The 19,354-nt window shown below is 63.4% G+C and carries 19 protein-coding genes; 11 read left to right on the top strand and 8 right to left on the bottom strand.

What is annotated here, in order from left to right:
* Window positions 1-179 precede the first annotated feature (179 nt).
* The 4 genes from Q1A53_RS15605 to Q1A53_RS15590 all read right to left on the bottom strand — a co-directional run bounded on the left by Q1A53_RS15605 (window position 180) and on the right by Q1A53_RS15590 (window position 5,448).
* Window positions 180-1,484, bottom strand: coding sequence for an HlyD family type I secretion periplasmic adaptor subunit (locus Q1A53_RS15605; RefSeq protein ID WP_299968552.1), 1,305 nt, complete (start codon window positions 1,482-1,484; stop codon window positions 180-182).
* On the bottom strand, window positions 1,481-3,211 hold the full coding sequence (locus tag Q1A53_RS15600; protein ID WP_299968550.1) for a type I secretion system permease/ATPase: 1,731 nt from the start codon (window positions 3,209-3,211) through the stop codon (window positions 1,481-1,483). The genes Q1A53_RS15605 and Q1A53_RS15600 overlap by 4 nt, the downstream gene beginning before the upstream one ends.
* A gap of 216 nt (window positions 3,212-3,427) precedes the next feature.
* Window positions 3,428-4,615 carry a kynureninase gene (kynU, locus tag Q1A53_RS15595; protein WP_299968548.1) on the bottom strand — a complete coding sequence of 396 codons (1,188 nt, stop codon included), beginning with the start codon at window positions 4,613-4,615 and terminating at the stop codon, window positions 3,428-3,430.
* Window positions 4,615-5,448 (bottom strand): tryptophan 2,3-dioxygenase family protein, encoded by an 834-nt coding sequence (locus Q1A53_RS15590; protein WP_299968707.1) that lies wholly within the window; start codon window positions 5,446-5,448, stop codon window positions 4,615-4,617. The genes kynU and Q1A53_RS15590 overlap by 1 nt, the downstream gene beginning before the upstream one ends.
* A 169-nt stretch (window positions 5,449-5,617) precedes the next feature.
* Between Q1A53_RS15590 and Q1A53_RS15585 the strand changes: the two genes are divergently transcribed.
* From Q1A53_RS15585 to Q1A53_RS15540, 10 genes are all read left to right on the top strand, one after another.
* Window positions 5,618-7,903 (top strand): bifunctional salicylyl-CoA 5-hydroxylase/oxidoreductase, encoded by a 2,286-nt coding sequence (locus Q1A53_RS15585; RefSeq protein ID WP_299968546.1) that lies wholly within the window; start codon window positions 5,618-5,620, stop codon window positions 7,901-7,903.
* Window positions 7,900-8,619 (top strand): SDR family NAD(P)-dependent oxidoreductase, encoded by a 720-nt coding sequence (locus Q1A53_RS15580; RefSeq protein ID WP_299968544.1) that lies wholly within the window; start codon window positions 7,900-7,902, stop codon window positions 8,617-8,619. The genes Q1A53_RS15585 and Q1A53_RS15580 overlap by 4 nt, the downstream gene beginning before the upstream one ends.
* Window positions 8,616-9,095 (top strand): MarR family transcriptional regulator, encoded by a 480-nt coding sequence (locus Q1A53_RS15575; protein ID WP_299968542.1) that lies wholly within the window; start codon window positions 8,616-8,618, stop codon window positions 9,093-9,095. The genes Q1A53_RS15580 and Q1A53_RS15575 overlap by 4 nt, the downstream gene beginning before the upstream one ends.
* Window positions 9,088-9,882 (top strand): enoyl-CoA hydratase family protein, encoded by a 795-nt coding sequence (locus tag Q1A53_RS15570; RefSeq protein WP_299968540.1) that lies wholly within the window; start codon window positions 9,088-9,090, stop codon window positions 9,880-9,882. The genes Q1A53_RS15575 and Q1A53_RS15570 overlap by 8 nt, the downstream gene beginning before the upstream one ends.
* Window positions 9,882-11,051: an acyl-CoA dehydrogenase family protein gene (locus tag Q1A53_RS15565; RefSeq protein ID WP_299968538.1), complete on the top strand. Its 1,170-nt coding sequence runs from the start codon at window positions 9,882-9,884 to the stop codon at window positions 11,049-11,051. Before Q1A53_RS15570 ends, Q1A53_RS15565 begins: the two co-directional genes overlap by 1 nt.
* Before the next feature lie 2 nt (window positions 11,052-11,053).
* Window positions 11,054-11,503: a cupin domain-containing protein gene (locus Q1A53_RS15560; RefSeq protein ID WP_299968536.1), complete on the top strand. Its 450-nt coding sequence runs from the start codon at window positions 11,054-11,056 to the stop codon at window positions 11,501-11,503.
* A 3-nt stretch (window positions 11,504-11,506) separates the two neighbouring features.
* Window positions 11,507-13,129 (top strand): AMP-binding protein, encoded by a 1,623-nt coding sequence (locus Q1A53_RS15555; RefSeq protein ID WP_299968534.1) that lies wholly within the window; start codon window positions 11,507-11,509, stop codon window positions 13,127-13,129.
* An 11-nt stretch (window positions 13,130-13,140) separates the two neighbouring features.
* Window positions 13,141-13,542, top strand: coding sequence for a RidA family protein (locus tag Q1A53_RS15550; RefSeq protein WP_299968532.1), 402 nt, complete (start codon window positions 13,141-13,143; stop codon window positions 13,540-13,542).
* 97 nt (window positions 13,543-13,639) lie between these two features.
* Complete coding sequence (locus Q1A53_RS15545; RefSeq protein ID WP_299968530.1) at window positions 13,640-13,996, top strand: DUF883 domain-containing protein; 357 nt, start codon at window positions 13,640-13,642, stop codon at window positions 13,994-13,996.
* A complete protein-coding gene (locus tag Q1A53_RS15540; RefSeq protein ID WP_299968528.1) occupies window positions 13,938-14,342 on the top strand; it encodes a hypothetical protein in 405 nt (134 codons plus the stop codon). The genes Q1A53_RS15545 and Q1A53_RS15540 overlap by 59 nt, the downstream gene beginning before the upstream one ends.
* A 53-nt stretch (window positions 14,343-14,395) precedes the next feature.
* Here Q1A53_RS15540 and Q1A53_RS15535 read toward each other — a convergent pair whose 3' ends face one another.
* The 3 genes from Q1A53_RS15535 to Q1A53_RS15525 all read right to left on the bottom strand — a co-directional run bounded on the left by Q1A53_RS15535 (window position 14,396) and on the right by Q1A53_RS15525 (window position 17,009).
* Window positions 14,396-15,130 carry a DsbA family protein gene (locus Q1A53_RS15535; protein WP_299968526.1) on the bottom strand — a complete coding sequence of 245 codons (735 nt, stop codon included), beginning with the start codon at window positions 15,128-15,130 and terminating at the stop codon, window positions 14,396-14,398.
* Window positions 15,130-16,314 carry a 23S rRNA (adenine(2503)-C(2))-methyltransferase RlmN gene (gene rlmN, locus Q1A53_RS15530; protein WP_299968524.1) on the bottom strand — a complete coding sequence of 395 codons (1,185 nt, stop codon included), beginning with the start codon at window positions 16,312-16,314 and terminating at the stop codon, window positions 15,130-15,132. Before rlmN ends, Q1A53_RS15535 begins: the two co-directional genes overlap by 1 nt.
* 158 nt (window positions 16,315-16,472) lie before the next feature.
* On the bottom strand, window positions 16,473-17,009 hold the full coding sequence (locus tag Q1A53_RS15525) for an invasion associated locus B family protein (protein ID WP_299968522.1): 537 nt from the start codon (window positions 17,007-17,009) through the stop codon (window positions 16,473-16,475).
* A gap of 177 nt (window positions 17,010-17,186) precedes the next feature.
* Here Q1A53_RS15525 and Q1A53_RS15520 point away from each other — a divergent pair, with 177 nt between their 5' ends.
* A complete protein-coding gene (locus tag Q1A53_RS15520) occupies window positions 17,187-18,167 on the top strand; it encodes an asparaginase (RefSeq protein WP_299968520.1) in 981 nt (326 codons plus the stop codon).
* Here Q1A53_RS15520 and serB read toward each other — a convergent pair whose 3' ends face one another.
* The gene (gene serB, locus Q1A53_RS15515) at window positions 18,168-19,043 is read right to left on the bottom strand and encodes a phosphoserine phosphatase SerB (RefSeq protein ID WP_299968518.1); all 876 of its coding nucleotides are present in this window, start codon (window positions 19,041-19,043) and stop codon (window positions 18,168-18,170) included.
* Window positions 19,044-19,354: the final 311 nt, after the last annotated feature.

Raw genomic sequence — 19,354 nt, 5'->3', positions numbered from 1 at the left:
GCTAAGCCAGCGAGAAGGATCCGTTTGACTGCGATCACGGCGCGCGGAACAAGGTTTTTCGAAAAACCTTGTGTCAGCGCCTACGGGATAGTCAGCGCTGACGCTGCCAGGCAGCCACCCCCGCTCGAGCGGGGGTTACAACAGGGTTTTCGAAAAACCCTGCATCGCCGAAGCGCTGCTCAGCTTTCGCGAAAGGCCCGGACGAAGTAGTCGGTCAGCGGTTTGACCAGATACGCGAGCGGCGTACGGTCACCCGTCTTGATATAGGCTTCCACCGGCATGCCGGGGATCAGCACGGTACCTTCGGCCAGCTTGTCGGCCTCGCCCTCGTTCAGCACGATTTCGGCGCGGTAATAGCTTTGTCCTGTTGCCTCATCCTCAAACGCATCGGCGGAGATTTGGGTCACACTGCCGAAGAGCTCCGGCGTGGTGCGCTGATCCAGTGCCGAGAGCCGCAAGGTAACGTCCTGACCCGCCACCAGCTGGTCAATATGGATGAGATCGACCCGCGCCGCGATCACCAGAGGCCGATCCTGCGGCACGAGGAACATCACCGGTTCCGCAGCACGAATGACCGAGCGTGGTGTGCGCACCTGCATCCCGTAGATCACGCCAGAGACAGGCGCTCGGATGCCCAGGCGGTCGATTTCCTCCCGCAGGGCATTGCTTTGCTCCGCCAGTTCCAGCTCGCGCGCGCGCAGATCCCTCAGCTGCGTGATCGCCTCCTCGCGCGTGCCGGTGGACAGCTTGAGCCGTTCGATGTCGATCTCGGTGATGCGCCCCTCCGCCTGCGCCTTGGAGGCCGCCAGCTCTCCCAGCTGACCGTTGAGCCGTGCGGATTCGCGCTGCAGGCTGAGGACCGTGCCCGCCTGGGTCAGCTGGCGTTCCAGCAGCGACTGCTGGTTTGCCAGTTCCAGTTCAATCAGGTCGAGCTGCTTGGACAGCGATACTTCCTGCGCCTCAATGCCGACGATCTGACTGCGGATCTGGCTGGCACGTTTGGAGAGCTGGTCGATTTCCTGCGCGACCGAATCGCGGCGCGCGTTGAAGAGGTTCCGTTGCCCGGTGATCAGCTCCTGCACATCCACATCGAGCTTGCCCGCCTCCAGAAGATCATCGTCAAGGTCCAGGGCGTCCGCCTCGTCACGCTCCGCTTCCAGCCGGGCACGGCGGGCCTTCAGCTCATAAAGCTGGTCCTCCACGATCACCAGACGAGAGGTTAGCTGAGCACCGTCGAGCTGCAGCAGCAGGTCACCGGCGGCGACGGTATCGCCTTCATCCACCAGAATGTCGGCCACCGTCCCGCCCGTTTCGTGCTGGACGATCTGGCGGTTGCGATCCACCTCGAACCGGCCGGAGGAGACCACGGCGCCCGAGATCTGAGACAGGACCGCCCAGGTTCCAAAGCCACCCACCAGCGCGATAAGCCCCAGAAACCCCAGGATCAGCGGTTTGCGGGCGGACCAATCGGATGTCTCGCTCATGACACACCTCCTGCGGTGGCTTTCTTGATCTGCTTGTGGTTCTTGACCATGCCTTTCAGCACCTCATCCTTGGGCCCGAACGCGGTGCGCGCGCCCTGATCCAGCACCAGCAGCGTGTCACACTCCTGAATGGCGGCGGGCCGGTGGGCCATGATCAAGACGGAGCTGCCTTTTTGCTTCAAACCCCGGATGGCGGCATTCAGCGCGTTGCTGCCATCGTTGTCGAGGTTGGAGTTCGGCTCATCCAGCACCACCAGAACCGGATCGCTGTAGAGCGCGCGCGCAAGGCCAATGCGCTGCATCTGACCGCCCGACAGCCGTGACTGGGCCGCCGACACGATGGTGTCATAGCCGTTGGGCAGATCGAGGATCATCTGGTGCGCTGCCGCCTTTTGAGCAGCCTCCACCACTTTTGCCGGATCCGGTGTGCCTTCAAGCCGGGCGATGTTGTCGGCGATCGTACCATCAAACAGCTGCACCCGCTGGGGCAGATACCCGATGTGCTTACCCAGCACATGCGGCGGGTATTGCGCCAACGTCGCCCCGTCGAGCCGGATGGACCCCGCGGTAGGTGCCCACACGCCGGTGAGCGCCCGCGCGAGGGTCGATTTACCCGCACCGGAGGGACCAATGACACCCACCGCCTGCCCGGGCTTTACCTCGAACGACAGGGATTTGAGCGACGGCGTACGCTCACCCGGCGGCACCACGCTCAGCACTTTGACGGAGAGGTTTGCCTTGGGCACTGGCAGCGGCGTGCGCTCCTGTTCTTCGGGGACGGCTCCCAGCAGCTCGCTGAGGTTTTCCCAGCCCTTCATCGCGCGTTGCACGATCGGCCATTGATTGAGCGCCAGTTCCACCGGGGCCAACGCGCGGCCCAGCAGGATAGAGCCCGCGATCATCGCACCGGCCGTCATCTCGCCCTGTAGCACCAGATAGGCACCGATGCCCAGCATGGCCGATTGCAGCAAAAGCCGCAGTGTCTTGGTGAGGGAGGTGAACACACCGGTAACATCCGTCGCCTCCATCTGACGGCTGAGGGAATGCCCGCGGGCCTTTTGCCAGCGGGCGAAGGCTGCATCGCGCATGCCCATGGCCTGCACCATCTCGGATTCCTTGCGGATCTGATCGGACATCTGCGTGGCCACATGGCCCGCGTGGCTGGCGCTGGCCTGCGGCTCGCGCGACAGCAGCTGGTTGGCCAGCGCGATCAGGATCAGTGCCACAGCACCGCAGACCGCAAAATAGCCCAACAGTGGGTGAAACAGAAAAATTCCGGCAAAGAACACCGGTGTCCACGGCAGATCAAATGCAGCCATCAGCACCGGCGAGGTCATCAGCCGCTGCACCGATTCCAGATCCGCCAGCCCGGTTTCTGTTTTCACGTCCGGAGCGACAACCGACTTGCGGACCACCGCGTCGAACACCCGGCGATCCAGCGCATCCTGGAACCGCGCACCCACACGGGCCATCACCCGGCCTCGGACATATTCCATCAGCCCCATGATCGCGTACATGAAAATCACGATCATCGAGAGCGCCAGCAGCGTTTCCTGCGACCCCGAAGACAGCACCCGGTCGTAGACCTGCAGCATGTAGAGCGGCCCGGTCAACATCAGCAGGTTGGCAAAGAGGCTGAACAGCCCCACTGCCCAGTAAAGCCCACGGCTGCGCTTGCGCACGCGGCGCAGCTCTTTGCGGCCCGCTTTTATGATCGAAGTCTGCATCCGTCTCACCCGTCCGTTCGATGCGCCGGCACAGCGTGCCAACACGGTCTGTTGCCCACACCCTAAGGCCCCATCGGGCCCGGCTTAAGCTGTTTTGCCGATACTGGTCAATGAAGGCCGTTCTGGCCTGGAATGTCTCTGGTAATCAAAAGCCGTCGTACAATATGTGATCAAGTTAACAATAGAGAGAATTCCCATCAATGCAGAGGCGCCGTTTCACGTCACCGCGCCTTTCCGCTGATAGGCCGGGTCATCCCACAGGCCGTCGCGGATCACCTCTGTCAGAATCGCGGCGGCAGCGCGGACGTCGTTTTCATCCAGATAGAGCGGCGTGAAGCCAAAGCGCATCACGTCCGGCGCGCGAAAGTCCCCGATCACGCCGCGCGCGATGAGCGCCTGCATGGCCGCGTAGCCATGCTCAAACGCAAAGGACACCTGAGAGCCGCGCTGCGCGCCATCCCGGGGGCTGACCAGCTGCAGGTCCGGGCAACCGGCCTCGACCTCTGCGATGAACATCTCCGACAGTGCCAGTGAGGTCTGGCGGAGTTCCGCCATATCCACATCGTCCCAGAGCTTCAGCGCCTCTTCCAGCGCGGTCATCTGCAACACGGGCGGTGTGCCGACGCGCATCCGCTCGACAGAAGGCGCGGGCGTGTAGCTGGGATCAAAGTCGAAGGGCGCGCGATGTCCCAGCCAGCCCGCCAGCGCCGGTTCCACCTTCAAGGTCAGATCCGGGCGCACGTAGATGAACGCAGGCGCGCCCGGTCCACCGTTGAGGTACTTGTAGGTGCAGCCCACGGCGAACTCGCATCCGGCAGCGGTCAGATCGACCTCCAGCGCCCCGGCGCTATGGGCCAGATCCCAGATCATCACAGCGCCCGCGTCCTGCGCCCGGCGGGTGATCTCTGTCATGTCATGTTTGCGCCCGGTGCGGTAATCGACTTCCGTCAGCATCACGGCGGCGGTTTGGTGGTCTATGGCATCCGCCACGTCCTCCGGGGCGACCGTCCGCAGCGTGTAGCCCGCGTTCTTCAGGGCGATCAGCCCCTCGGCCATATAGAGATCTGTGGGAAAGTTGCCCGTATCCGACAGGATCACCCGCCGATCCGGGCGCATCGCCAAGGCGGCTGCCAACGCCTGAAACACCTTGATCGAGAGCGTATCGCCCATCACCACACTGCCCTCAGGCGCGCCGATCAGACGGCCCACCCGGTCGCCGACCCGACCGGGCTGCGCCATCCAGCCACACTGGTTCCAGCCACCGATGAGCGTCTCGCCCCATTCCTGCATGACGGCCGCCTGCACCTTTTCGGCGACCCCTTTCGGCAACGGGCCCAGAGAGTTTCCGTCGAGGTACAAGATACCCTCGGGCAGCTCGAAAAAATGTTTGAGGGGCAGGGTCATCACAGTCCTCCGCGCAGGTGCCATAGTTCCGGGAATAGCTCGACCTCCAGCATCCGTCGCAGATAAGTCACGCCGCTGGTCCCGCCAGTGCCCCGTTTGAAACCGATGATCCGCTCGACCGTGGTGACGTGATTGAACCGCCAGCGGCGAAAGTAGTCTTCCAGATCCACCAGCTTTTCCGCCAGATCATAGAGGGTCCAATGCGCCTGCGGGTCGCGGTAGATGTGGCTCCAGGCCTCCATGATCGCGGGGTCCGCCTGATGCGGCGCGTCCATGCGATAGCACGCGGGATCGAACCGGCTGTCTGTCTCCGTCTCCAGCAGGCGCAGTGCCGCGTGGTAGAGCGAGGGCTGCGTCAGCTCATGGGTGAGCATGCGGTGCAGCTCTGTCCGGTGCTCGTGCACTTTCATCATGGCCCGGTTGCGGTTGCCCAGAATGAACTCGATCAGCCGATACTGGTGCGACTGAAACCCCGATGACTGCCCCAGATCGTCGCGAAAGGCGGTGTAGTCGCTCGGCGTCATGGTCCTCAGAACATCCCATGCGTTGTTCAGTTGCTCAAAGATCCGCGCGACCCGAGACAGCATCTTGAAAACCTCCTGGGTGCGCCCCTCCAGCATCAGCACCCGGGCGGAGGTCAGCTCGTGCAGCACGAGCCGCATCCACAGCTCGGAGGTCTGGTGCTGCACGATAAAGAGCATCTCGTCATGGGCGTTCGACAACGGTTGTGCCGCAGCCAGCAGGCCATCCATGCCGAGGTAATCACCGTATGTCATGTCCTTGGCAAAGGACATCTGCGCGCCGTCTTCTTCGGGATCAAAGGCATCGGTCATCGGTTTACTCTTGCTGAGGCTGGGCTCGCCCGCGCTGACCACGGTGGCCCACTGTGTGCCGGCATTCAAGAGCGACTGGCTATATATTTCAAGCTTAAAATTTCAGACTTGAAATAGTTTAGGTGCCCTCATAGGCTGTCAGGAAAGCAATCAACGGGAGACTCTGCGAATGCGCGTTGCATGTCTGGGGGGCGGACCGGCAGGCCTTTACTGCGCGATTTCCCTGAAACTGCGGCAGCCTGACGTGGATGTGACCGTGTTCGAGCGGAACAAGCCCGACGATACCTTTGGCTGGGGTGTCGTGCTGTCGGACGAAACGCTCGACCGGCTGATGCAGAACGATCCTGTGAGCGCCAAGGCGATCCGAGATCACTTTGCCTACTGGGACGATATCGCCGTGCATTACCGGGGGTCGCGGCAGCTGTCGACGGGCCATGGGTTCTGCGGGATCGGGCGCAAGACGCTGCTGTTGCTCTTGCAGGACCGCGCGCGCGAACTGGGTGTGAAACTGGTGTTCGAGCATACCGTGGACAGCGTCGCGGCGTTTGCGGCGAACTATGGTATCGTGGTCGCCTCGGACGGGCTGAACTCCGTCGCGCGGGGGGCGTTCGAGGACCGCTTCAAACCACAGATCGACATGCGCGCCTGCAAGTTCGTCTGGCTGGGCACGCACCAGAAATTCGACGACGCCTTCACCTTCATCTTCGAGGAGACAGACAAGGGCTGGCTTTGGGCGCACGCTTATCAGTTCGATGCAGATACGGCGACCTTCATCGTGGAGACCGATGAGAAGACGTGGAACGCTTACGGTTTCGGAGAGATGAGCCAGGCCGACAGCATCGCGGTTTGCGAGGAGATCTTTGCAGAGCATCTGGGCGGTCATGCGCTGATGAGCAACGCCAATCATATTCGCGGCTCTGCGTGGATCAACTTCCCCCGCGTGCTCTGCGAGACCTGGAGCCACGAGAATATCGTGCTGATGGGCGATGCGGCGGCCTCGGCGCATTTCTCCATTGGGTCTGGCACCAAGCTCGCGCTGGAAAGTGCCATCGCACTGGCCGATTGCGTGACAGAGGAGGCCGATCTGCCACAGGCCTTCGCGCGTTATCAGGAGGACCGCCGCGTCGAGGTGCTGCGCCTGCAATCGGCGGCCCGCAACTCGCTGGAGTGGTTCGAGGACGTGCAGCGCTATCTCGGGCTGGATCCGGTGCAGTTCAACTATTCCCTGCTCACCCGCAGCCAGCGCATCAGCCACGAGAACCTGCGCCTGCGCGATCCCGATTGGCTGCGGAGCGCCGAGCAATGGCTCCAGGTTCAGGCGGGTGCTGCGCCAGAGCCAGTGCGCGCGCCCATGTTCGCACCCTTCAAGTTGCGCGAGATGACGCTGGAGAACCGCATCGTGGTCTCACCCATGGCGCAGTACAAAGCCGAGGATGGTTGCCCCACGGACTGGCATTTCGCCCATTACGCCGAGCGGGCAAAGGGCGGCGCGGGGCTCATCTATACGGAAATGACCTGCATATCGGCGACCGGGCGGATCACGCCGGGCTGCCCCGGACTCTACGCGCCGGAGCATGAGGCCGCATGGCGACGACTGACGGCATTCGTGCACCGCGAGACGGGCGCAAAGATCTGTTGCCAGATCGGTCATGCCGGGCGGAAAGGGTCCACCAACCTCGGCTGGGAGGGGATGGATACACCGCTGGCGGAGGGCAACTGGGATCTGATCTCAGCCTCCGCCCTCCCATGGTCGGAGGAAAACGCAACGCCTCGCGCCATGACGCGGGACGACATGGACGCAGTGCGCGAGGATTTCGTTGCAGCAGCCCAAATGGCCGACAGGGCAGGCTTCGATATGATCGAACTACACGCTGCACATGGGTATCTGCTGTCGTCCTTCATCTCTCCGCTGTCGAACATCCGGACGGACGCTTATGGCGGCACATTAGAAAACCGTCTGCGCTATCCGCTGGAGGTGTTCGGGGCCGTGCGCGCGATCTGGCCCAAGGCAAAACCGATGTCCGTGCGCATCTCCGCCAATGACTGGGTGGGCGAGAGCGGCATCACCCCCGAGGATGCGGTGGAGATTGCGCGTGCCTTCCAGGCGGCGGGTGCGGACATCATCGACGTCTCCGCCGGGCAGACCTCCACGCTGGCCAAACCCGTCTACGGGCGCATGTTTCAGACGCCCTTCTCGGACCGGATCCGCAACGAGGCGGGCATCGCGACCATGGCGGTGGGCAACATCTTCGAGGCGGATCACGTGAACTCCATCCTGATGGCGGGGCGCGCCGATCTGGTCTGCCTCGCCCGCCCGCATCTGACGGACCCCTACTGGACCCTCCGAGCCGGCGCGCAGATCGGCGACCGGCACCAGCGCTGGCCCCTGCCCTATGAGGCCGGGCGCGACCAACTCTGGCGGCTGGCGGATCGCGACGCGGAGGCCGGGGTATGAGGCGGATTCTGGTTACCGGCGGCGGCTCCGGCATCGGGCGGGGTATCGCGCGTGCCTTTGCGCAGGACGGTGCGGAGGTGACGATCACCGGACGGCGTATGGACGCGCTGGAGGAAACCAGTGGCGCACACGGCATGATCTGCAAGACCGCCGATGTGACCGATGAAGCGGCGGTGGAGGCGCTCTTTGATCGGCCGTTCGACGTGGTGATCGCCAATGCAGGTGTGGGCCGTGCGGCCCCGCTCGCAGAGGTCAGTCTGGCGGAGTGGAACAATACGCTGGCCATCAACCTCACCGGCACGTTTTTGACCTTTCGCGCGGCGCTGCGCGACATGCCAGCGGGCGGTCGCCTGATTGCCATCGCCTCTACCCAGGCGCTCAAGGGTGGCGGGCGCATCGCGGCCTATGCGGCGTCCAAGCACGGTGTGCTGGGGCTGGTGCGGTCGGTGGCGCAGGAGGTCGCGCACAAAGACATCACCTGCAACGCCATCTGTCCTGGGTTCGTGGACACACCGATGGCCGAAGCTGCGGTGCAAAGTGTCATGGCAAACCGGGGCCTGGATGCTGAGGCGGCGCAGGCCATGGTCGTGTCAAACAATCCCGTCGGGCGCCTGATCAGCACCGAAGAAGTCGCGGCCACCGCGCTGTTTCTGGCCTCGCCCGGGGCGGCGATGGTCAACGGCCACGCGCTGTCGGTATCGGGGGGCGAGATATGAGACCGCAGGATCTGCCAGACGAAATCCCTGCCTCCAAAGCGCATCTGCGGCTCTGGTTGCGGCTGCTCAAGACCAACCGCCTGATAGAGGCGGAGTTACGCGAACGCCTGCGGGTTCAGTTCGGCACGACGCTGCCGCGGTTCGACGTGATGGCGGCGTTGCACCGCAATCCTAAGGGCATGAAGATGAGCGAGCTGTCACGGATGCTGATGGTCTCCAATGGCAATGTCACCGGCATCATCGACCGGCTGACCGAGGATGCGCTCGTGCTGCGCGAGGCCGTGCCCGGTGACCGGCGTGCGGCCCGGGTGCGGCTGACCAAGGCAGGGGTGGCGGAGTTCGAACGGCAAGCCTGCGTTCACGAGCAATGGGTCAGCGAGCTTTTGGGCGGTCTGGACGCCTGCGACAGCCGCCAGCTGGCCGATACGCTGGAGGTTGCGTTGACCGTGCGGGAGGAGGGCGCCGACCATGGGTAGCACACCGGAACATTTCCGCTGCGAGATCACGGGGCGCATCGCCACAGTGTCGCTGGACCGGCCCGACCGCAAGAACCCTCTGACCTTCGACAGCTACGCCGAGTTGCGCGACTGGTTCCGCGATCTGGCTTATGCCGAGGACATCGACGTCGTTGTCTTCGCCTCGAACGGAGGCAATTTCTCCTCCGGGGGTGATGTGCACGACATCATCGGGCCCTTGGTCGGCATGAACATGAAGGAGCTGTTGCGCTTTACCCGGATGACCGGAGATCTGGTCAAGGCGATGGTGAATTGCGGCAAGCCCGTCATCGCCGCGGTCGATGGCATCTGCGTCGGCGCGGGCGCGATCATCGCCATGGCCGCTGATTTGCGCATCGCCACCCCCACCGCGAAAACGGCGTTCCTGTTCACCCGCGTGGGGCTCGCGGGCTGTGACATGGGTGCCTGCGCGATCCTGCCGCGGATCATCGGGCAGGGTCGTGCGGCGGAACTGCTCTATACCGGGCGCTCGATGACGGCACAGGAAGGCCACGCCTGGGGCTTCTACAATTCCCTGACCGATGATCTGGACACTGACGCGCGCGCTCTGGCCGAACGGCTCGCCGCCGGTCCGACCTTTGGCCATATGATGACCAAGACAATGCTGGCGCAAGAATGGTCGATGAGCATCGAACAGGCCATCGAGGCAGAAGCACAGGCGCAGGCGATCTGCATGCAGACTGGCGATTTCGAACGGGCGTATCACGCCTTTGTCGCCAAGGAAAAACCGGTGTTCGAGGGGGATTGATGGCGGACCGCACGTTCCTGACATGGCCGTTTTTTGACGACAGCCACCGTGCGCTGGCCGAACGGCTGGAGGATTTCGCCGCGGGGCTGAGTGTCAATCATACCGACACCGATCAGGCCTGCCGGGATCTGGTCACGGCCCTTGGTGCGGGCGGCTGGCTCGAACATGCGGCAGTTGCGCCCGGATCTGGGGGCAGGCTTGATGTGAGGACGCTCTGCCTCATTCGGGAAACGCTGGCGCGCCACGACGGTCTGGCTGACTTCGCTTTTGCCATGCAGGGGCTGGGGACCGGCGCGATCTCGCTTTTCGGCACGGCGGAGCAACAGGCGGAATGGCTGCCCAAAGTGCGGCGGGGCGAGGCGATCTCCGCCTTTGCCCTGACCGAACCAGCCTCTGGTTCGGACGTGGCCAACGCGACCATGACGGCGACGCGCGACAGGGATGACTACCTGCTGCAGGGCGAAAAGACCTGGATATCCAATGGCGGTATCGCGGATGTCTACACCGTCTTTGCCCGCACCGGGAACGCGCCGGGGGCCAAGGGGCTTTCGGCCTTCGTCGTGCCCGCGGACACGCCCGGGCTGACGGTGACAAAGAGGCTTGAAACCATCGCGCCGCATCCGTTGGCCACCCTGCGCTTCGACGATTGCCGCATCCCCGATACCGCCCTTCTCGGCGAAAGCGGTGCGGGTTTTCGCATCGCCATGTCGGTGCTCGATGTGTTCCGGACGTCCGTGGCAGCGGCGGCACTGGGCTTTGCCCGCCGGGCGCTGGACGAGGCGCTGACCCGGGTCACGGAACGCCATGTTCAGGGCGCGCCGCTCTTTGATCTGCAGATGGTGCAGGGGCACATCGCGGATATGGCAGTGGATGTGGATGCAAGCGCGCTGCTCATCTACCGCGCCGCCTGGGCCAAGGACAGCGGCGACGCGCGTGTCACCCGAGAGGCCGCGATGGCCAAGCTCTTCTCCACCGATCAGGCGCAGCGGGTCATCGACACGGCCGTCCAGCTGCACGGCGGTGACGGCGTGCGCAAGGGTCAGAAGGTCGAAGAGCTCTACCGAGACATCCGCGCGCTACGTATCTACGAAGGTGCCTCCGACGTGCAGCGGGTGATCATCGCGCGCCAGACCATGGGCGCCCATACCACCGAACCCAAAGGGAGTTGACCATGACAGACCTCGAAAAAGGCATCACGCAGAACGGCACAGGCTTTGACGGCACCGAATGGAACATCCTCGGGCAGGCGTACTTCCCCAAAAGCATATGCGACAGCAGCTTTGCCTTTGAGACCAATTCCAAACCGGGCGATTTCGTGCCCGTTCATGTCCATGCCACTCAGGATGAATTCATCCTCGTGCAGGAAGGTGAGCTGGACCTGAAACTCGACGGAGTGTGGAGCAAGGCCTACCCCGGAGATGTGGTCCGCATGCCCCGCGGCGTGCCGCACGGCTATTTCAACAAATCCGACAAACCGTGCCGCGCGCTCTTCTGGGTATCGCCGATGGGCAAGCTCAAGGATCTCTTTGATCAGCTGCACAACCTCAGCGATCCCGAAGAAGCCGCGCGTATCTCCGCCCAGCATGACGTCGACTTCCTGCCGCCCGAGGCCAATGACTGAGCCATGCTGGGCCCGAGCGCACATATCGACAGCTTCACGCGGGACAATCTGCCACCCGCCGCGGCGCAACCCGACTTTCTGCTGAAGGGCTTCGACTACCCCGAACGGCTGAACGCGGGCGTCGAGTTGACTGACGCGATGGTCGAACGGGGGTTTGGCGACCGCACCGCGCTTATCGGGAACGGGCGCAGGCGCACCTACAAGGAGCTGTCGGACTGGACGAACCGTCTGGCCCATGTGCTGACGGAAGATCTGAAGGTCCAACCCGGCAACCGCGTCCTGATCCGCTCGGCCAACAATCCTGCGATGGTGGCCTGCTGGCTGGCCGCGACCAAGGCGGGCGCCGTCGTGGTCAACACAATGCCGATGCTGCGCGCTGGCGAGCTTTCCCAGATCGTGGACAAGGCAGAGATCGCCCACGCGCTTTGCGATACGCGGCTGATGGAGGAGATGGTGGCCTGCGCCAAGGGATCAGCCTTTCTGACATCTGTGGTGGGGTTCGACGGCACCTCCAACCACCATGCGGAACTGGATCGGCTGGCGCTGGAAAAGCCCGTGCAGTTCGAGGCGGTACCGACGGGGCGGGACGATGTGGCGCTTTTGGGCTTTACCTCCGGCACCACGGGCAGCCCCAAGGCCACGATGCATTTTCACCGCGATCTGCTGATTATTGCGGATGGCTATGCGCGCGAGGTGCTGAAGGTCACGCCCGAGGATGTCTTTGTCGGCTCGCCACCCCTCGCCTTTACGTTCGGGCTGGGGGGCCTTGCGATCTTTCCCCTGAGGTTCGGGGCGGCGGCGACACTGCTGGAGGCGGCCTCGCCTCCCAATATGGTCGAGATCATCGAGAAATACCGCGCAACGGTCTGTTTTACCGCGCCCACGGCCTACCGCGCGATGATGCGGGCGATGGATGAGGGCGCCGATCTCAGCAGCCTAAGGGCCGCCGTCTCTGCCGGAGAGACGCTGCCCGGCCCGGTCTATGACGAGTGGATGGACCGCACCGGCAAGCCCATGCTCGACGGGATCGGCGCGACGGAAATGCTGCATATCTTCATTTCCAACCGCTTTGATGATCACAAACCTGCCTGTACGGGCAAGCCAGTCGCGGGCTACGAGGTGCGCTTGCTGGACGAAGCGGGCGCGGAGGTGCCGCGCGGCAGCCCCGGACGGCTCGCGGTGCGGGGGCCGACCGGGTGTCGCTATCTGGCCGACGACAGGCAGGGAGCGTATGTGCAGAACGGCTGGAACATCACCGGCGATACCTTTGTGATGGACGACGATGGGTATCTGCACTTTGCCGCGCGCAACGACGATATGATCGTCTCGGCGGGCTACAACATCGCGGGGCCCGAAGTTGAGGCGGCGTTGCTCGCCCATGCGGCGGTGGTCGAATGCGCCGTCATCGGTGTGCCGGACGACGCGCGCGGCCACATCGTTGAGGCCCATGTGGTGCTGGCAGAGGGCTGGCCTGCGGATGTCACGACCGCCCAGAGCCTGCAAGAGCACGTCAAGGCCACCATCGCGCCTTACAAATATCCGCGCTCCATCCGGTTCACCGACGGTCTTCCGAAGACCCAGACCGGCAAGATCCAGCGCTTTCGTCTGCGCGCAGGCCACAGCTGAAGGGACCCGTCATGTCACACCGCATCATCGCACCAGACGGATGGGCCCCTGCAAAGGGCTATGCCAACGGCGTTCTGACACCCGAGGGGCATCTTTTCGTGGGCGGTCAGATCGGCTGGAACGCGCAGCAGGTGTTTGAAAGCCATGATTTCATCGGCCAGATGACCCAGGCGCTGCGCAATATCGTGGCAGTGGTAGAGGAAGCAGGCGGACAGCCGCAGGATATCACCCGGCTGACCTGGTACGTGACGGACAAACGCGACTACCTCGCCCGGCAAAGTGAGATCGGAGCCGCTTACCGAGAGCTGCTGGGGCGACACTATCCGGCCATGACCATGGTCGTCGTCGCCGACCTGATCGAAGACGCGGCACTGGTCGAGATCGAGGCGACGGCGGTGATTCCATCCACATAGCAGTACCAATTGCGGAACCAATCCCCGGACGACGGCGTTTGATGGTCAGCCACATCCATTGAGCCCCGGGGGCTTAGCAAACAGATAGGAGAACCGCATGGCACAGGCACGCACAAACGGGAAAACCGAACTCACCGACGTCACGGCACAGATCGACACCATCAAACAGGACATCGCAGCGCTGACAAATCTGATGGCCGATCTTGCCAAGGACAAAACAGACGAAGCAAAGAAGCGGGCGGCCGGTTCGGTCAAGGACATGAGCGCATCGGCTGAGGCCGCCGCCAAGACGGCGCAAGCCAAAGCGTCAGATACCGCCCATCAGATCCGCAACGAAGCGGAGATGGCGTATCTTAAGGCCGAGGACACGGTGCGGCAGCAACCTGCAATGTCGGTTGGGATTGCCGCTGGCGTTGGTTTTCTTGTCGGATTGCTGGCAGCACGTCGTCACTGAGATGCTGACGCGATTTCGAACAAAGCTGCGCGAGACGGCCCAACGCTTTGCACTGGGTGGTCTCGGCGCATTGATGAGTATCGTCGGGCTGGGCTTTTTCAGCGCGTCCTTACTCATGTTTCTACTGACCGTGACGGACGCAATCACCGCCAGTGCAATCATGGGCGGAGGGTATCTGGGTCTTGGTCTGATCTTTATGGTCGCCGCTCGCGGAACGACCAGCGAGACCACGCAGACTTCATCGCAGAAAGTGCCAGAAGCGCCTGATACGCGCGACATGCCCCCACTAGCAGCTGCGTTCATGCACGGTATGGCGCAGGGAATGGCCGAGGGGCGGCGTCACTGACGCGATTTATCGCGGCAAACGGTTGAGTGTGCCCCGGTCGGACTGAATAGCCGTCAGGCACAGACCGATGTAGGTCGGTCACTTTCAAGCTCGATGATATTGGCCAAGACCTCCTCCGGCAGCGCACCGATCACCACGGTGCGTCCGATGACCATCCCGGGTGTCGCCGGGATCTCAAGTCGGCGTCCGAGGGCGAGAGACGTCTGAAGCTGCTGCTCAACATCTTCACTGACAATATCTTTCCGAAGACGCGCCTCATCGAGATTGTGCCGACGGGCGATATCCGCCACACCAGCCGCGCCCGGTTTGATTGTACGTTTCATCAGATCGAGATGCAGGGTCGTGTGATCACCCTGACGCGCCGCGGCAAGCGCCAGTCGCGCCGCACGAATGGAACGATCGCCCAGCATCGGTAATTCATGGAACATCAGTCGGATGGGAGACCCCTCGGCCTTCATCCGGGCAAGCCGTGCATCCAAAACTGAACAATAGGGACAGTAATAATCGCTGAAGACCGCGACGGGCACTTGTGCCACATCGGCCAATTCACCGAAGATCAGCGGGCAGATGTCTTCGGGCAGATCGACCATCGCAGCTTCTTCCGTCGGGGTCACGATGCCTGCGAATAGATCAGGGGCCGCGGGAACGTTATCACGAACCAGACGACGAAAGCCCGGAGCGCCGGGAATTTCCTCGAACTGCAACGGCGGGTCGCGTCTCAGCAGGGGCGGTACCGCCATTGTCAGTCCCACGGCCCCGCCCAAGATCAGAAGATCCCGTCGCTTCATCAGCTGGAGCCGATGCCCGCTTCGGCCTCGATCTGGCGGCGGGACTTGCGCGACCGCTCTGTGGCAGACTTCAATTGACCGCAGGCGGCCATGATGTCTTCGCCCCGCGGCGTGCGGATTGGCGATGCGTAGCCCGCCTGATAGATGATGTTGGCGAATGCGCGGATGCGGTTGTTCGACGACCGTTTGTAGGGCGCGCCGGGCCATTCGTTAAACGGGATCAGGTTGATCTTCGCCGGGATGCCCTCGATCAGCTTGATCAGCCGGTGCGCGTCCACGTCACTGTCATTCACACCGTCGAGCATCACATACTCAAAGGTGATCCGCTCTGAGTTCGACACTTTGGGGTAGCTGCGCAGGGCGTCCAGCAACTCCGCGATGTTCCAGCGCTTGTTGATGGGGACGAGCTTGTCACGGACATCATCCGTGGTCGCGTGAAAGCTCACCGCCAGCTGGCAGCCGATTTCCTGTGCGGTGCGCGCGATCTCCGGCACGACACCCGACGTTGAGAGTGTGATGCGGCGGCGGCTCAGCTGGATGCCTTCCGCGTCCATGGCGATCTTCATTGCGTCGCGCACGTTCTCGAAGTTATATAGCGGCTCGCCCATCCCCATCAGAACGATGTTGCTGAGCAACCGCGTTTCGTCCTTTGGCGCGCCCATCTCGGGCCATTCGCCCAGATCGTCTCGGGCCATCATGACCTGGCCGATGATCTCTGCCGCCGTCAGGTTGCGGACCAATTTCTGGGTGCCCGTGTGGCAGAATGAGCAGGTCAGCGTACAGCCGACCTGGCTGGAGACACAGAGCGTGCCGCGCCCCTCCTCGGGGATATAGACGACCTCCACCTCATGACCGCCCGCGATGCGCACGAGGTATTTGCGGGTGCCGTCGCTGCTCACCTGTTTGGAAACGACCTCCGGGATCTCGATGACAAAGCGCTCTCGCAGATCCGCGCGCAGGCCTTTGGCGAGGTTGGTCATTGCGTCGAAGTCGCGCACGCCCCATTGATAGATCCACTGCCAGATCTGACCCGTGCGCATGCGCGCCTGTTTCTCGGGCACACCTGCGTCAATCAAGGCGTCCCGCATCGCCTCGCGCGTCAGACCGACGAGGTTGACCGGTCCCTCGGGCAGTTTACGCGGGATCGTATGTACGTCTTGCGTGATCGGCGCCTGGGCAGACATGAAAAGCTCCTGACAGTGCGAAAAGACGCGACCAGCGCGTCCGGTGGCGGCCCGAACCATAGGGCACGGGCGCGCGCGCCCCGGAGGGTGCGCTGCCCGCGCTCTATATAGGGGATTGTGTCAGGATCAAAAGAGAAAGGCGGACCAGCGTTAAGGGGTCAGCTGGCGCAGCGGGTCTGTGCCTCTTCCAGCGCTGCGGTAAAGCCCAACAGCGAAAACGTGTCTGTGGTTGTGGCCCCACGGCTCGACTGCCCGGTCACCACTGCCTGCGCACCCCGGCGCATGGCCGTGACAATCTGCGCATCCGCTGACGTGTCGGCAGGCCAGGCCCATTCGCCATCGACGAACATCTCATAGGTGCTGCCGCTGATCGCCACTCTGACGTTAGAGGAATCTGCGAATGGGTACCCACCGGTGAACGTGACCTGAGCATTCGCTCCCGCGTCCGGACGGTAAAAAACCATCAACAGAACATCTCCCCGGGACCGGTCTTCCACGCGCCCGTCGACTGTTATGACTGACTGCGTAGGCACCGAAACCGCCCAGCATTCCTTGGGGTCGCTGTCCTCGTAGACGGCCCAATCCGTCTTTTCCGCGACTAGATTGCTGCTCTCTGCCTGGGCGAGTGCCTGCGTTGTCATCCCGGCCAGCGCCAGAGCGGAAATGCCCGCCATCCATTTTTGTAAAATTCGCATGCCTACAGCCTCCAGCCGTATGTGACCTCAATTCGCGGTGTTCCCGCCCGGCGCGTCTTTTTCGACCCGCTCTCTTGCAAGACCCGTCTTTGTTCTCGACAAGTGGCATAATAGCGCAAAAGCCGCGAGGCCCGAAAGGCTGATTAGCAGGTTTCTGCCAGATAATTGAGGAACGAGATGACGCAGCCTGCTCCCATGGTCGAAATCTGGCGCGGCGATTTTCTGGAAAGCATGCACAGCGGTCATGCGGTGGTCTGCGATGCGGCCGGGCAGATCCTGCACGCATGGGGGGATCCGGAGGCGGTGGTGCTGCCGCGCAGTTCGGCCAAGATGATCCAGGCGCTGCCGCTGATCACCTCCGGTGCGGCGAGGGCGGCGCGGCTCTCGACCGAGCAACTGGCGCTGGCCTGCGCATCGCACAATGGGGCAGCGATCCATACGGACCGGGTAGAGACATGGCTGAAAACGCTCGGTCGTGCGGACGATGCCCTGCGCTGCGGCCCTCAGATGCCTGACAACCGCCCCGCGCGCGAGGCGCTGATCCGGGGCGATGCGCCGCCCTGCCAGATGCACAACAACTGCTCGGGCAAGCACACTGGGTTCCTGACGCTGGCCCGGCACCTGAACGCAGGATCCGAATACATCGAGGCGGATCATCCCGTGCAGCGCGCCTGTCTGGAGGCGTTCGAGACGGTCACGGGAGAGAGCAGCCCCGGGTTCGGCATCGACGGCTGCTCTGCCCCCAATTACGCGACAACTCTCCGGGCGATGGCCCGCGCGATGGCGCATTTCGCTGCCGCACCCGAGGGCAGCCCGGAGGCTCAGTTGCACGAAGCCATGCGCCTGCACCCTGATCTGGTGGCGGGTGACGGGCGTGCCTGTACCGAGCTGATGCAGGCGATGGACGGGCGTGTGGCGATCAAGACCGGGGCGGAGGGGTTCTTTACCGCCATCCTGCCCGAGCGCGGGCTGGGTGTCGCGCTCAAGATCACCGATGGTACGACCCGCGCGTCCGAATGTGCCATGGCGGCGATCCTCGTGAAGCTTGGCGCGCTGGAGGCGACGCATCCCGCGACGCTGAAACGCATGAACGCGCCGATCACCAACCGCCGGGATGTGCGCACAGGGTGGGTCCGGCCCGCCGTCACGCTCAGCTGATCAGGCAGCGAATTCCGCCGCTGAGTAGCCCTGCAAAAACAGCAGAGCCGTCAGGTCACCGTGGTTGATCCGCAACTCGCATTGCGCGGCCACGCTGGGTTTGGCGTGCAGGGCGACGCCCATCCCCGCGCGGTGCAGCATACCGAGATCATTGGCACCATCGCCGACGGCCAGCACGTCCTCATCTGAGAGACCCAACCGCGCGGTGATCTCTTCCAGCGCGGTGACCTTGGCCTGCTTGCCGAGGATCGGCAGACCGACGTCGCCCGACAGCGCGCGGCCATCGTGCAGCAGCGTATTGGCCCGGTGCTCGTCAAACCCGAGCGTCGCCGCGACCGTTGCGGTGAAATCGGTAAACCCGCCCGAGACCAGCGCCGCATGGGCGCCCGCCGCCTTCATCGTCGCCAGCAGTACGGAGCCGCCGGGCATATAGGTGATCCGTTCTGCCAGCACCTTCTGGATGGTATCGGAGGCCAGCCCCTTGAGCAGCCCGACCCGCGCCCGCAGCGCCTCCTCGAAATTGAGTGCGCCGTCCATGGCACGGGCGGTGATGTCCTTGACCCGTTCGCCGACGCCGGCCTCCTCCGCAAGCTCGTCGATGCATTCCTGCTGGATCATGGTGCTGTCCATATCCGCCAGCAACATCGCCTTGCGCCGTCCCTCCGCAGGCTGCACCGCCAGATCGACGCCCTGCGTTTGCAGGCTCTCCCAAACCTCCCAACGGTTGTCGGGCATGTGAGGCAGGGCAAACTCGGCTGCCTCCTGCGGGGCGAGCCAGCGGATCTCTCCGCCACCCCAGGCATCGCGCAACGCGGTGACGAGTGCGGCGTCGAGAGTGCGCGCGGTGGGGGCGCTCAGCAAGGTGGCCATCAACATGGATCTGGTTTCCGAGTGGTGTCGCGGGTATCGCGAAAATGCGGTGTTGCGGCGTTCTAGCGGCGTTTTCAACGCCGCGCCAGAGCGACCCGCGTAGGGTCTCCTTTCAAAGAGAAGGCCCGAACCCGTGGTGGCTCTGGATCGTGATCAATAGACTCGGGTTGCGGCTCGTTGCATCGGTCAAAAATCGACCGGAATGATCTGCGTCCATCGCAGTGGCTTGCGGTCGCGAGACGCGGCGCGGCGGTAAGGGCGTTTTTGCCCGGATCATGATAGGCCTGGGCACCGGACGTGGCGAAAAAGAAACCGCA

Source organism: uncultured Roseobacter sp. (assembly GCF_947496515.1).
In the GTDB taxonomy this organism is placed as follows: Bacteria; Pseudomonadota; Alphaproteobacteria; order Rhodobacterales; family Rhodobacteraceae; genus Roseobacter.
The sequence above is the reverse complement of the archived record's forward strand: the minus strand, read 5'-3'. Positions and strand labels throughout refer to the sequence as shown.